The sequence below is a fragment of the Streptomyces sp. NPDC055815 genome, from assembly GCF_053616475.1.
Window position 1 is genome coordinate 99,847 of sequence record NZ_JBSHDU010000018.1, and the last position, 13,201, is coordinate 113,047.

Below are 13,201 nucleotides of genomic sequence, written 5' to 3' on the forward strand. Positions count from 1 at the left end.
GTTCGGTTTCAGTCAACGAGTGCCTTTCCGCCCCTGGTCACCGACCAGTGCTGGTTGTGGTGGTGCAGCACGCCGCAGGTGGCCAGGACGGTTCCGAGCTGGTCCAGCCGCAAGCCGACGTCACCCCGCCCCTCCTTGCTGGTGCGGAACAGCAGTCCGCCGCGCTCGTGCAGTCGGGTCGGCAGCCAGAGCGAGCCATCGGCGCGGCGGCGCGACTTGGACAGCGCGATGCGCTGTGACCGCGCCACCAGGTCATGGGTCAGTCGGCGCGCGACATCGCGCAGTCGCAGGGGCCGGGCTTCGTCGAGCCGGCGCCAGACCCACTCCGGGCCGAGTTCGACGCCGCGTTGGCCGAGAAACGCGTCTCGGACCCTGCCGGTGAGTTCGTCCAACCGGCGGGCGCTGGCTGCGAGAACCCGGAGTTCGGTGAGAGGCAGGGCCTCACCTGCGCTCCGCAGGGCGTGCTCGGCGGGTAGGGGCACGCCTGTGGTGCTCTGTGTTGCGGGGAGGCTTGAGAGGAACGCCGCGACCGTCATGTCGGGTAGTTCCTCGGCGAAACGGTCGGCGAGTTCTTCGACCGGTACCAGCCCATCGACCTGTTCCACCAGCCAGGACCACAGGCGGCGCCACGCTCCGACGGAGTAGTTCCGCAGAGCCACTCCTCGCCAGGCGGACGCGGCATCGATACCGCTCGCCACGGCGTCGGTGGTGAGGAAGTCACCGAAGGCGAAGACGTGACCGACGTCCCGGGTGAAGTGGGCGACCGGATGCGTTTCGACAACACGTGCCAGGAGCTGAACGGTCTGCCGACGCGCCGCCGAGCGGGAGCCTCCTTCGGCCGAGGAGTGCGGCTCGCACATCAGCTTCGCGAGCCACGATCCGTCAGGATGCTCACCACCGGCGCACACGCACAACCGGTCGCCGAGAGAAGCGAGCTCGTCCACCTGCAGTGTGTCCTCGGCTGCCAGTTCGAGCAGATCGCCCAGCCCGTCGCGTACGGCCGTCCTGTCGAGCCGGGGTCCGGGGACGGGCATGCGGCCGGGGCCGAGGATGCCGAGCGTGAGCTCGGATCCGGCATACGGACCCCAGAACCCCCACGAGTTGCCCACGTATCCATGGGCGCCGGGTACTGCGGACTCGGCCACGGAGACCGTCCCGGAGTGCAGGTGCCGTGCCAGGGCGTCGACGCCATGGGCGCGGGGGAGCCCCTCAACGGCATGCGGACGGTGCGCGAACGACACGGCTGCCAGAGCCACTTCCGCTCGGCGCAGCAGAGTCTGTGCGGCCGGGACCGCGAGCCCCTCGGAGTCGGCTCGGTCCGCGACCAGACCGTGCAGGGCGTAGTAACGCGCGTGCGGAGTCACCGCGGTGACACCGGGCACCAAGTGATCGACCATGCGCATCACATGCCGCTCCACCGAGAGCGGATAACGTCCTGCGGCCACGTCGAGCCCGGGGCTGCTCCATCCGGGCCCCTCGACAGGTGCCGGCGCCGTCCCGTCGGCGCAGGGCCCTACCATTTGCTCCCCCATGGCTCCCTCGACAGCCGCACCTTCCACCCTCAGCGCTGATCGGTATGCGAATGATCCATCATTCTGGCGTCAGACGTCCTTCGACGCATGCTCGATGTGGAAGCGACCCTGGGACACCACCGTCTGGCGGATGCGGGTGGTGAATTCGGGGCTTCGGGCGATCCGGTCGACGCCGCCGGCCTTGTTGTTGCGCAGGGCTGTTTTGAAGCACTGGTCGAGCACGCCCGTCAGACGGTCCATGAGCTCGGTGTTGAGGTGGTCGAGGTCGATGTTCAGCAGATCGCGCGGGGTGGGTTGGCGGAGCCGCGTGAGCGCGTAGGCGGACACGGCGGCAAGCGGGTAGAGCCAGTTCTCGATGGTCTCCCCGAGCAGGGGGCGATCCTCGGCGTATGCGTTCAGATGCTGCCGGATCCGGGTGTGGACGTCGAGGGACAGGCGGTAGAGGTCGAGGTCCACCTTCGCGGAGAAGATCTGGTGGTAATGCCTGTCCTCGAGGAGCAAGGCCTCCGAGTGCCTGAGCGCCACGTGCGGCTCGCGCAGCGCGAAAGCCGTGAACTCGCGTGCCAGTCGGGCCATGGAGACGACCTGGTCGAGCGGGAAACCGAGGTTGCGGTAGTAGCTGGCGCGCCGCTCGTAGTAGTAGCCGCCGCCATGCGTGAGACTCTCTTCGATGTCCTTCTGAATCGGTTCGGTGGCCCTCAGCGCACCGGCCGGCAGCTGGGTCTGACTGTTGGTGGCCCGGATGATCCTGTCGCGAGCCGTCCCGTTCTCCGGCGCGACCACGATCTTGACGAGCAGAGAGCGATCGCGGTGATGACCACCGGCTTGGAAGAAGCTGTAGACCTCATGGCTCGTCTGAAGTCCGTTGACGATCTGAGGATCCTTGATGACGATCTTCTTGCCCGCGATCTGTGCCGCGTCGGCGACGACCGTGACGCCGTTGTTGAACCACCAGAAGTCCTCGCCGGTGCCGGACTTCAAGGTCTCACCAATGGCGTTGTTCACCGCCGTGGAACCGGCGTAGTCCCGCACGTTCGATTCGAACAGCTCCAGTCGCAGGGCCTGGTTGTCCGAGGTGATGAAGCGGTAGTACTCGTCGAGCCGTGCCAGGCACACGTATCCCTCCCCGAGAGACGTGCTCATGGGGGTCTCGGTGAAGACGAGCTGCGCCACCGCCTTCGCGCCGCGGGCGGTCCGTTCGCGAAGGTCCGCCGCGTTGAGGTACTCGATCGTCGCCTGTGTGTCCGATGTGATCTTGGAGAGTTCTCGACGGAGGCGATCTCCCTTCGCCTTCACGTTGGGATGAGGGCCCTCCGCCGCCTTGCTGGCGTAGATCACCTTGACCCGCACCTGCGGGAACGAGGAGGCCAGGTCTTCGAGAACGCGGAGGAAGCGTCGTGTGCGCTCGAGGAGTTTGGCGTTGGTGTGAGAGCCCAGCTCGTCTTCGTCGCGGCTCATGTCGAGCAGCGTGGGCAGATGGAAGTGGAGCTTCTCGAAGACCGTTTCCTGATAGCCGGGCGAGGTCTTCGCCTGAAGCACGACCAGCTCGATGATGCCGGCACGTTGAGTGAGGTACTGGTGTGCGTCAGAAGTGACGTAGCGGCCGTCTACGAAGGACCAGATGCCGTCGATGCCGCAGTCGTGTGCGCCGTCGACGATGCCGTCGATGATTTCGTCGTTGTCGAGATCCCAATCCTGCAGCGCCTTGTCGGCTGCGAAGAAGGTGAAGAAGTCGTCCCGGCCCTTCTGTGGCGCCAGCCGCCGGTGCTGATCATCCAGAATTCGGTCCAGAAGCCGCTGATCGTTGTTTTGAGCAGACGTCATCCAACACCCCCCGGTGCGCAGGCGAACGAAAGAAGATGGTCCCAGGCCCACTCAGGAGAGGAAACCCCTCGAAGTGGCGTAGATCAGGTCGTAGCGTGGGCTCGGTGCAGGGCCAGTCGTCCGCCACAGCCTTGTCGCACTTGGTCGGGGGAGTGTCCTGCAGCTTCTTGCGGTAGTCCACCTTCATGAGGGCATGGCCCAGTACTCTCCCCGGCCCTGGCGGACGCGACCATATGGTCCCGACGTCAGGCGTAGGCTCCTCTCGGAGAGTGAGGGGGGACGATGAGCGACGATCGTGTGGCGACGGTGCCCGTGTGGACGCTGGCGACCGCAGATGTTCGGGTGCCTGGGCCGGTCGCGGGTGAGGTGCTGTCGGCTGAGCGGCTGGCCGAGCTGCGTGGACTGCTGGCCGTGCTGGCCGATCAGCCGATCGTCACCCTTGAGGTGCATCCGCTGCCCAGCGGGGTCGACCGCGGGCGTGGCATCCCGCTCGACGTCGTGAGTCCCCTGGCGCAGCACCTGTCGCAGTTCATCACGCAGTCGGCGCGCAGTTCCCTCACGGTGGCCAGGGCGACCGCTTCCGGCGAGAGTCTGTATCGCATGGTGGTCCCGGCGAAGGTCGCCGCCCAGGTCGCGCAGGGCTGCCTTCGCCCGATGGTGCCGAAGGCGGGTGGCGGTGGCATCTTCGGTGAGCTCGTGAACTCGACGGGCAGGATCGCCGGCAAAGCGCAGTTCGTGCCGGTCGGAGGAGCGGCAGCGGCGGGCACGATCGGGGGAGCCGGTGCGACCGCCGGGGCCGCGGCCGCCGGCGGCACGGTGCTCACCGTGGCCGCTCCGCTCGTGCTCATGGCCGTGGCGGTGGGGGTGAGCGCGCACGCCGACCGCAAGCGCCAGCAGGCCATCGAACACATCACGGAGCTCCTTGAGCAGCTTCAGGAGGACAAGCTCGACGACGAGCACAGCGAACTCGACGGCTGTCGCGACGCCATCGACAAGGCCACCGCCATCCTCCTCGACCAGGGCAGGATCGGTGCCTCGCTGGGACTCGACTCCGCGGTGCACGCCATCAACACGGCGCTGGGCAAGGCCGACCGCCGCCTTGCCCGATGGCAGGGCGCGCTCGACCGGCTGCCCGAGGGTGAGGCCGTCGAACTCGGCACGCTGACCAAGTCGTTCCCCGGCGTCGACGATCACGGCGGCGCGTTCCGCGCCCACCTCGAACTCGCTTCCCTGGCCGTCGCGCTGAAGCGGCGGGTGGCCGTCCTCCAGGCTGTCGAGCACGCCCAGAGCGACCCCGGCAATCCGTTCGAGAACTTCATGCGCTCACTCAAGCGCGACCAGCAGCGCCTCGACGAACTGGAGTCGGGCATCGCCGAAGTCCTGGTACGCCTGTCGGCGCTGGAACTGGCACGCCCGAACGGGCTGCGGCCCGTCTTCACGACCGGTGAGGTCGATCGCCTCATGAGCGCGGCACACCGGATTCACCAGCTGGGCGGCGGCGTCACCGTCAACGGCCGCACGACGGACGTGGCGATCGACATCGCCCGCTACAAGGACGGCTCGGTGGTCGTGTTCCCCGCCGTGCCCGCGTAGGCCGGATCCGTTCGCCGCACCGGGAGTCACCCTCGTATCGCCCCCAACATCTTTGGCATCATGGCGAGTTGGGCTAGATGTCGGGGGTGGGGGAGTGTCCGGTCACATGCGTGGAGACGAGTACCAGGGCCACGACAGCGCGACGGCGACCCGTCTCGCCCGCCGCGCCGTGGAGTTGGCGGCGCCGCACGAGCTGCCCCAGTTCCCGATGACGGCCGAGGCCTTCCACCAGTCGTCCGCGCAACACCGGCTGTGGCCGGTCCGCCGTGACGAGCCGCTGGCGATCGGCCTCGACGTCGTCGCCGCGCTCATCAGCACCGCGGCGCTCTCCGCCGCGGTCCAGGTGCTCGGCCACCTTGCGCAGCAGTCCACCGCGGAGGCGGTCGACATCACACGGAACCGGTTGTTACCGAGGATGTTGCGCCGCCGTACGAGACGGGCCGTCGAAGCGCCCGCCGCGCCCGTGGCGGCGGAGCCGCTGACCGTCGAACAGCTCACCCGGCTGCGCGAGGTGGCCAGGCAGGCGGCGCTCCGCTGGCGGGTGCCCGAGCCGCAGGCGCAGGCGATCGCCGACGGGATCATCGCCGAGCTCGCCACACTGCCCCCGGAGAGGCCGGACGCCGGCGAACCGGGCGGGGAGGGGCCGGCCGAGGCCGCTCGGTGAGGCGGCCCACGCCGGGACCGGCGGCGCGCGGCCGTCCGGGCCCGTTCACGCTCCCCTCCGGCACGTCCGTGCGCTTCGTGCTGCTGATCGCCGCGATGGGCATCGTGTCGGCCCTCCTGGTGAACGGCACCTCGTCCATCCTCCTGTCGTCGGTGCGGTGGGAGGAGCTGCAGGAGTACCACGAGTGCAACGCCCGGGCGACGGAGGAAGCGGCCCGTGAACGCGGCTCCGCCACCGACATCCGCATCCCCACCGAGCTCGACATGGGCGACTGCGAGGACCCGCGCGCCGGCACCGGCCGACTGGTCACCGCCGGAGTCTCGACCGGCCTGCTCCTCGCCCTCCTCGGCGCCTACGTCGGCCTGCCCCGGTACCGGATCCGGCGGCGCGGCCACCGGCCACTCGCCGGCATGCCCGAGCTCTCCGCGTACCTGGCGGGTCTGCTCCGCGAGACGGGCGTCCGCGAGCGGGTCGGCTTCCTCGCCGAGCCGCTGAATCCGGCCGTCCACGCGCTCGCCTTCGGGCGCATCGGACGGCGCCGGGTGGCGCTGAGCGGAGGGCTGCTCACCCTGTACTCCCTCGACCGGGCGGCCTTCCGGAGCATCGTCCTCCATGAACTGGCGCACATCCGCAACCGGGACCTGGACATCGCCTTCCTGACCCTGATCCTGTGGCGGGCGAGCATGCCGACCCTGGGCGCCCTGACGGTCGTCTCGGCCCCGGCGTCCCTGCTCCTCGGGGGCGCGCTCGCGGGCTCCGTCCTCGCGTTCGCCGCCCAGGTCCCGTTGCTCACCGCACTGGTGATCCTGCTCAAGAACGCGGTGCTGCGGAGCCGGGAGCTGTACGCCGACGCGCGGGTGACGGAGTGGGAGGGCTCGGCCGACGGCCTGCGCAGGCTGTTCGGCGCCGCTCCCGCCCGCGAGGGTGCGAAGACCGGCCGTGGGCTGCTGAGCGTCCACCCGCCGCTCGCCCGGAGGGCGCGGGCGCTGACCGACCGGAGGGTCCTGTACGAGGTCGGCTTCTGGGACATGAGCGCGGTCGGGGCGGCGGGAGCCTTCCTCCACGACATGGTGAGTCTGGGGCCGATCGGCGGCGGCAGCCAGGCCGGACCGGTCACGGACCTCGCCGCGACCGTCCTGTCCGGGGCCTTGGTGGTGGGCGCGGCGGGGACGGTGCTGTGGCAGGCGGTGGCGCACGCCCCGGGCTCCCTGACCCCGGCGCGGCTCCGGCGGGCCGGGCTCGGTCTGGGCCTCGGCCTTGGCGTGTTCCGGCTGCTGTCCTCGTCGATGGCCTTCAGTCTGGTGAGCGTGGGCGGGAAAGGCGCGTCGCTGGCCTTCCCGTACCTCGTCCTGACGAGTCTGTGCGGCTGGGCTCTCGTACGGTGGCTGGTACTGGTCGCGGAGGCGTGGGGACCGGTCCTGGCCCGCAACCGCCGTCCGCGACGCGTGCTGTGGACGGTTCTCGCGGTGGGCGCGGCCGGAGTGCTGCCAATGGTCGACTTCCTGCTGACGCTGCCGTCGATGACGCTGTACGCGGCGGCGTTCATCGCCCCCTCGCTGCCGGGCGCGGTGGTCTTCGTCGGAGGCACCGCGTTTCTGGTGTCCAGCCGGATCGCGTCCCTGGTGCTGCCGGTGATGCTCACCGCCATGGTGGTGCCGCTGGTCGGGCAGTACGTGTCATGGCGTCCCGGCGCCCGGCACACCTTCACCGGATTCGGCCCGCCGGGCCCGCCGCCGGGGGTCCTCGTCCGCTTCGGCGTCCCGGTGGCGCCGGCGGCCGCCCTGTCGGCGCTGCTGGTCGTGTGGACCGGCGTCCCCGCCCCCGAGCTGATGGTGATGGGGGTACTCGTCGCGGGCCAGGTGGCGGCGGCCTTCTGGGCGGGCGGCGGCCACGCGCCGCTGCCGCTCGCCCGGGGCGCCCTGGCCGCGTTCGGTGCGGGCGTTCTCGGCATGGTGGCCTTCGGCGTGCAGGTGAGGCTCCTGGGCTGCCTCGCCCCGGGCCCCGACCCCTGCGTCCCGCTCCCCGGAACGGCCCACTTCCGCCTGGGCCTCACGATGGCCGCCGTCGGCACCCCGCCGGCCTGGCTCCTCCACGCCCTCGCCGTCCGGTCCCGCCGGGCCCGGCTGCGGCGCCGGGCGTAGAGCACGGGCTCAGCCGCGGCGCCGGGCGTGGACCGCGGGCTCAGTCGCGGCGGCGGGCGTAGAGCACCAGCTCACCGCGGCGCCGGGCCTGGACCGCGGGCTCAGCTGCGGCGCCGCGCATGGACCGCGGGCTCAGCCGCGGCGGCCGGTCGCCGCCAGCGCGTCCTTGACCTCCTGCGCCACGCGGGCCGCGTCCTCGGGGTTGTTCACCACGTCCGTGTGGTTCATGTCCACGACGAGGACCTCGCTGGCCGAGTAGTGCTTGTGGACCCAGTCGTCATAGCCGGACCACAGGGTGCGGTAGTACTCGACGAGGCTCTCGTCCTGCTCGAAATCGCGTCCCCGCAGCCCGATGCGGTGCAGCACCGTCTCGAAGTCCGCCTTGAGGTAGACCATGAGGTCGGGAGCCTTGCGGTACGGCAGGCCGTCGATCTCCCGCATCATCTCGTCGAGCAGCCCCTCGTACACCTGCATCTCGAGGGAACTGATCCGGCCGAGGTCGTGATTGACCTTGGCGAAGTACCAGTCCTCGTAGATGGAGCGGTCGAGCACGTTGTCGCCCTGCTTGTACGCCTCCTTGATCGCGGCGAACCGCGTCTGCAGGAAGTAGAGCTGGAGCAGGAAGGGGTAGCGCTTCGCCTCTATCTCCTCGGGGCTCGCCGAGTAGAAGAGCGGCAGGATCGGATTGTCGTCGACGCTCTCGTAGAAGACCTCGCTGCCCAGCTCCTTGGCGAGGATCTCGGCCACACTCGTCTTGCCGATCCCGATCATGCCTCCGACGCAGATCACCGGCATACCTCACTTCTCCCTGGGGGTCTTCTCTTCGTGCCGTTGGCGGGGTGAGCTGGGCTTCCCGCACCACTGAGACGCACGCCGGTGGTCACACGATTCCCTGGACTCTCGTGATCGACGTCATGAAGACCGTCAGGCCCGAGACCCTGCGACAGGCCGCAACCCCGCGGCCGCCCTGCATCTTAAATGACGATTTCACCCCAGGGCGGCCGTCGTACCGCCGTACCGGGATCCTGGCATCGGAACCGAACCGCCCTTGGAGGATCCGCCCATGACCCGCACCACGCCCCCGCGCCCCGTCGACGTCGAAGCGGTGTTTCCCGCCCTCGCCCGGCACCGGCGCACGACGACGCGGCTGCACCCCCGGCAGGGCACCGCGAAGCCGGGGGACAGCTCGGTGGCGGGGCCGCTGCTCTGGCCCGCCGACGAGCCGTGGCCGGTGTGCACCGCCGTACACCCGAAGGGCACGGGGCATCTCCTGTCCGACGTACGACTCCGCCGGCGCCTCCAGGACGAGGCCCGCGGGCGGGACTTCACGGACGAGGAGCGGCGGCTCCTCGACGGGATGACACGCGGGACGCACGCCCCCGAGCTCCGCGACGAGGACCCGCTGCCGCTGCTGGCCGTCGCCCAGCTCTACGCGGTCCACGACATCCGCCAGGAGACCCCGCCCCGCCGCACCCGCGCCAAGCTCGGTGGAAGCTGGCCGCGCCCCGAGGCCTCCGGCCCGGCTCCTGCGGCAGCCCCTGCCCCCACCGCTGACCGAGACCCCGAAACCCTCGCCCTCGCCACTCAGGACGGCCTCATCCCCGCGCCCCGGCCCTCGCACCCCGAGCTCAGCAAAAGTCGTCGTACCTGACCCCTGAACGCCGCGTTCGCCGGGCAGGGCAGCCCGGCGGCCGACCAGTGGCGCGACCGCTGGTTCTGCCTGTTCCACCTCGGGGTACCCGCTGCCTGGGCTTTACCCCGGATTATGGACGCTTCTGAGAAGCGGATCTTCGGGTTCGTGGAGAGGATGTCCTCATGGGTACTGCGAGGTACTCGGGGGAGTTCAAGCGGGACGCGGTCGCGCTGGTGGAGTCCAGCGGGCGGCGTATCGGGTCGGTGGCGCGGGAGCTGGGTGTCAACCCGGAGTCGCTGCGCCAGTGGGTCGCGCGCACGGGCGGAAGCGGCCGCGTCCGGTGCGGGCGGTGAGGGCCCGTTGAACCCGGCGGAGCGTGAGGAACTGCGCAGGCTGCGCAAGCAGGTCCCAGGGTGGGGCGGGCGCGGCGGAGCCGCAGGCTGAGGCTGCCCACCATCAGGTCCCAGTTCCCCGAGCTCGCCGAAACCGCCGGCCGCGAGCAGATGTCCTACATCGGCTTCCTCTCCGAGCTCCTCCTGGCCGAGTACGACGACCGGGCCCGCCGCCGCTCAAAGCGGCGCATCAAGGCCGCCGGCTTCCCCCGCGACAAGTCGCTGCGCACGTTCGACTTCGACGCCAACCCCAACATCGACCCGGCCACGGTCCACACCCTCGCCACATGCGAATGGATCAAGAAAGGGCTGCCGCTCTGCCTCATCGGCGACTCCGGGACCGGTAAGTCGCACCTCCTGATCGCGCTTGGCACCGAGGCCGGGATGGCCGGATTCCGGGTCAAGTACGTCCTGGCGACGAAGCTGGTCAACGAGCTCGTCGAAGCCGCAGACGAGAAGCAGCTGACCAAGACCATCGCCCGCTACGGCCGCGTCGACCTGCTCTGCATCGACGAACTGGGCTACATGGAACTCGACCGCCGCGCTACCTGCAGAGCATCGGGTGCACCGCGCCGGGCACCCTCGGCGTAGGCGCCCGCCCGGTCCCGGCAGATGATCTCCACGCCGGGGTGACAGATCAGCCACGCAGCCAGCGGCCCGGCCTCACGCGTCGGGAGCACATCGACCACGCGACGGGTTTCGACGCTGGTCAAGACGGTGGAGTAGGTCTGGCCGCGGCGGATCGCGAAGTCGTCCACGCCCAGCACGCGCGGAGTGCTGAACTGCGGATCGGGCAGCGCCATGACCCTGCGCAATAGGGTCATTCTTCCCGCGCCGAAGCCCAGCTGGGCTGCCAGCCGTACGCCGGCCCGCCCGGCTAGCGCGAGCCCCACGCGCTCCAAGGCGTGGTTGAGCCGAGTGGTGAACCGCGCGTACGGGGCGGCCAACCGGGAGAACGGCTCGGCGAATGTCCGACGCGGGCAGTCCGCCGACCCGCAGATGAAGCGCCGGACCGTCAGCCGGATCACGAAGCCCTGCTCAGCGAGCGGAAGGTCCTTCAGCCTGCGCTGATAGCGGTCGTGGACCCGGTCCGAAAAGCGGCCGCAGTTCGGACACTCCGCCCCGGCCACCCGGCCTCTCGCCACCACCTCGACCGTGCCGAACGCGGCCGTCACCACCTCGACATCCACGTCGTCGATCCCGTCGAACACGAGCGAGTCCCAGAACGATGCATCGGTCTGCATGACCAGCACCGTCACCGTCCACAGCCGACCACGGCAGAGACGACCCAGGATTTGACGGAGCGTCATTTTCGACTGCCGGTCGACAAGGCGTACGCGGTCTCAGGCGACCCTGCCCCTCACAACCGAACATCTTCGCCGTGTTCGGGCAACCAAGGTGTCGGCGGCTGGGGCAGCGTGGCATGCCAGAGTGACGGGCAACGGCACGGGAGCCGCGTCCGCTGCGGTGCCTCACCCAGCCAGCGGCCGCGCCGATCGACCTCCTTCATTGAGCGCTTTCAGCGTTGCCTCTCCAGGGTGAGTACGGCCTTTGCGATTGACGTCATGCGGTTGGGGCTCATCCGGGATCTTCGGAAGATTCGCCATGACTTCAGCCGTACCATGCCCGTTCGATGGGTGCCCGGGATGCGGCCAGTGCCCGCCTGGCCGTCTGCTCTATTGGGAACAGCTGCCCGCCGGGCGGTCGTCTGTGTCCGGTGGTGACCCAGGGGCCGGCGCCCTGGCAGGCACCGATGGCCAGGACGGGGACACCTTGGCGTTCGCAGATTTCGAATGATGCGGTGGGTGCGGGCCGCGCTCAGGTCGTGACACCGGCCCGGCAAGGCCGGCGAGATCCACAGGACCTGTCCGGTCAGGTCGGTCACGACCTGCACGGTCACGCCATGACAGCAGTGCTTGTGCGAGTAGTCGGCGCGGCCGTCGCCGCCCCGTCGTACTAGGCGAGCGTCCCGTCGGCGCGCAACCGCTCGCTGAGGCAAAAGGAAGACCCCCGTCGGCGTGCCTGGGTCCCGTGCCGTGCTCTGCCTGGTCCCGGGCGGGTATCAGCCACGCTCAGCTTCGTCCTGCGTGGTCAATCCGGTGTCAGGGGCGGAAAACAGACGCTCGGCATTGTGATTGAGGTCAGCGAAGCCTTCCACCATCTGTGCCGCAACCCTCCAAGCTGATACATCCTCCGCCGGCTCAACCTCCCACAGGTGGAACGCTCTGCCGGTGAACTCCTGGCTGAGGGGTGCATCCGCCTTGCGGGCTCGCAGGAAGAACGACAGCCGGGTACGCACCTGCCATCGTTCCTGTGGCCCCCTCTGGGGAGGCGACATCTGTTCCAGGACGTGGGATTCGTCGAAGAAGACCGAACGTGCTGCGAGGAAGTCCTGCAGTCCACTTTCGCCGCTCCAGACGAGCCCATCGACGAAGCCGGTGCGGAAATCCACGCTCAGGACCTCATCCCGCATCTGCTCAGCAGGGACATGGGCCTGCAGCAGCCGGAAGTATCTCTCGATCGTCTGCCAGATCACTGGTGTCACACCGTCGGCATCCATCGCACCTCCCAGCCCGCCGCAGGCTCTGCCTCTCTCATCCTGCTCCCGCTCACAGAGGGGTGCGAGTTATTGAGCGTTTTCAGCGTTGACGCTCCAGGGTGAGGGCGGCGGCGGCGATGGCCGTCATGCGGTTGGGGCTGCATCGGGCGCTGCGGAAGATCCGCCAGGACTTCAGGCTCGCGACACCGCGTTCAACGGGCGCTCGTGCTGCGGCCGGCGCCCGGTTGAGGGTCTTTTCGGTGGGAGTGAGTTCCTGGAGTGGCTTGCGTTTGATGCCGGTCGTCAGCCATGGTCCGCCGCCTTGGTAGGCGAGATCAGCCAGGATGGGAACACCCTGACGCTCGCAGATCCGGATGATCCGGTGGGTGCGGGCGGCGGTCAGGTCGACGACCGCGCGGGTGTAGGCGTGGGCGGTGGACTCGCTGATCCCGAACCCGGCGGCGATCTTTGCCAGAGTGGTGTGCTCTCGCAGGTACACCAGTGCCACCATCGCCCGCTGGGACGGACGGAGCTTGCAGCGCCGGTCGCCCTCACGAGTGACAACCAGCATGGTGACCCACTCCACGAGCGCATGCGGCAGGTCAAGTGCGGCAGGATGGATGACCAACGAGGCTCCCGAGCAACGTGATGAGACGTCAGACATCTCGATCAACAGCTCGGTGGCCTCGTTCGTTGCGCTTCACGGCCCATCACTCGATCGGTGGCCAACTCGAAGAAGCTCATTCAGCCCAAGACTTGTTTGCACCGACGACAATCTCGGGTAGCTAGAGATTCCGACGCAACGAATCTCTATCCTGTCCTGCTCTTCGACCCCATTCGACGCAATGCCATGAACACGGAACTCATTGTCGCTTCCCTATCC

The 13,201-nt window shown here is 69.2% G+C and carries 12 protein-coding genes and 1 pseudogene; 6 read left to right on the top strand and 7 right to left on the bottom strand.

Annotation, left to right across the window (positions count from 1 at the left end):
- Positions 1-8: 8 nt before the first annotated feature.
- Together ACWGN5_RS14690 and ACWGN5_RS14695 are read right to left on the bottom strand one after the other, a co-directional pair.
- A complete protein-coding gene (locus ACWGN5_RS14690) occupies positions 9-1,403 on the bottom strand; it encodes a hypothetical protein (RefSeq protein WP_453514814.1) in 1,395 nt (464 codons plus the stop codon).
- Between the two features lie 198 nt (positions 1,404-1,601).
- Positions 1,602-3,356, bottom strand: coding sequence for an AIPR family protein (locus tag ACWGN5_RS14695; protein ID WP_453514815.1), 1,755 nt, complete (start codon positions 3,354-3,356; stop codon positions 1,602-1,604).
- Between the two features lie 282 nt (positions 3,357-3,638).
- On the opposite strand from ACWGN5_RS14695, the gene ACWGN5_RS14700 reads away from it, so the two are divergent.
- The 3 genes from ACWGN5_RS14700 to ACWGN5_RS14710 all read left to right on the top strand — a co-directional run bounded on the left by ACWGN5_RS14700 (position 3,639) and on the right by ACWGN5_RS14710 (position 7,754).
- On the top strand, positions 3,639-4,949 hold the full coding sequence (locus tag ACWGN5_RS14700) for a hypothetical protein (RefSeq protein ID WP_453514817.1): 1,311 nt from the start codon (positions 3,639-3,641) through the stop codon (positions 4,947-4,949).
- A gap of 106 nt (positions 4,950-5,055) precedes the next feature.
- A complete protein-coding gene (locus ACWGN5_RS14705) occupies positions 5,056-5,613 on the top strand; it encodes a hypothetical protein (RefSeq protein WP_453514820.1) in 558 nt (185 codons plus the stop codon).
- Positions 5,610-7,754, top strand: a complete 2,145-nt coding sequence (locus ACWGN5_RS14710; protein WP_453514822.1) for a M48 family metallopeptidase — start codon at positions 5,610-5,612, stop codon at positions 7,752-7,754. Before ACWGN5_RS14705 ends, ACWGN5_RS14710 begins: the two co-directional genes overlap by 4 nt.
- A gap of 132 nt (positions 7,755-7,886) precedes the next feature.
- Here the strand turns inward: ACWGN5_RS14710 and ACWGN5_RS14715 are convergent, their stop codons facing one another.
- A complete protein-coding gene (locus ACWGN5_RS14715; protein ID WP_369147978.1) occupies positions 7,887-8,549 on the bottom strand; it encodes a deoxynucleoside kinase in 663 nt (220 codons plus the stop codon).
- A gap of 268 nt (positions 8,550-8,817) precedes the next feature.
- Between ACWGN5_RS14715 and ACWGN5_RS14720 the strand changes: the two genes are divergently transcribed.
- From ACWGN5_RS14720 to ACWGN5_RS14730, 3 genes and pseudogenes are all read left to right on the top strand, one after another.
- Complete coding sequence (locus tag ACWGN5_RS14720; RefSeq protein ID WP_453514824.1) at positions 8,818-9,405, top strand: hypothetical protein; 588 nt, start codon at positions 8,818-8,820, stop codon at positions 9,403-9,405.
- A gap of 164 nt (positions 9,406-9,569) precedes the next feature.
- A complete protein-coding gene (locus ACWGN5_RS14725; RefSeq protein ID WP_453514826.1) occupies positions 9,570-9,740 on the top strand; it encodes a transposase in 171 nt (56 codons plus the stop codon).
- A 60-nt stretch (positions 9,741-9,800) separates the two neighbouring features.
- Positions 9,801-10,322, top strand: a pseudogene (locus tag ACWGN5_RS14730) (ATP-binding protein); the annotation flags it as partial.
- On the opposite strand, the gene ACWGN5_RS14735 reads toward ACWGN5_RS14730, so the two are convergent.
- From ACWGN5_RS14735 to ACWGN5_RS14750, 4 genes are all read right to left on the bottom strand, one after another.
- A complete protein-coding gene (locus ACWGN5_RS14735) occupies positions 10,301-11,089 on the bottom strand; it encodes an ISL3 family transposase (protein ID WP_453514827.1) in 789 nt (262 codons plus the stop codon). The pseudogene ACWGN5_RS14730 and the gene ACWGN5_RS14735 sit on opposite strands and share 22 nt — an antisense overlap.
- 209 nt (positions 11,090-11,298) lie before the next feature.
- Positions 11,299-11,778, bottom strand: a complete 480-nt coding sequence (locus tag ACWGN5_RS14740; protein WP_453514829.1) for a transposase family protein — start codon at positions 11,776-11,778, stop codon at positions 11,299-11,301.
- 63 nt (positions 11,779-11,841) lie between these two features.
- Positions 11,842-12,339 carry a hypothetical protein gene (locus ACWGN5_RS14745; protein ID WP_453514832.1) on the bottom strand — a complete coding sequence of 166 codons (498 nt, stop codon included), beginning with the start codon at positions 12,337-12,339 and terminating at the stop codon, positions 11,842-11,844.
- Between the two features lie 79 nt (positions 12,340-12,418).
- Positions 12,419-12,946 carry a transposase family protein gene (locus ACWGN5_RS14750; RefSeq protein ID WP_453514834.1) on the bottom strand — a complete coding sequence of 176 codons (528 nt, stop codon included), beginning with the start codon at positions 12,944-12,946 and terminating at the stop codon, positions 12,419-12,421.
- Positions 12,947-13,201: the final 255 nt, after the last annotated feature.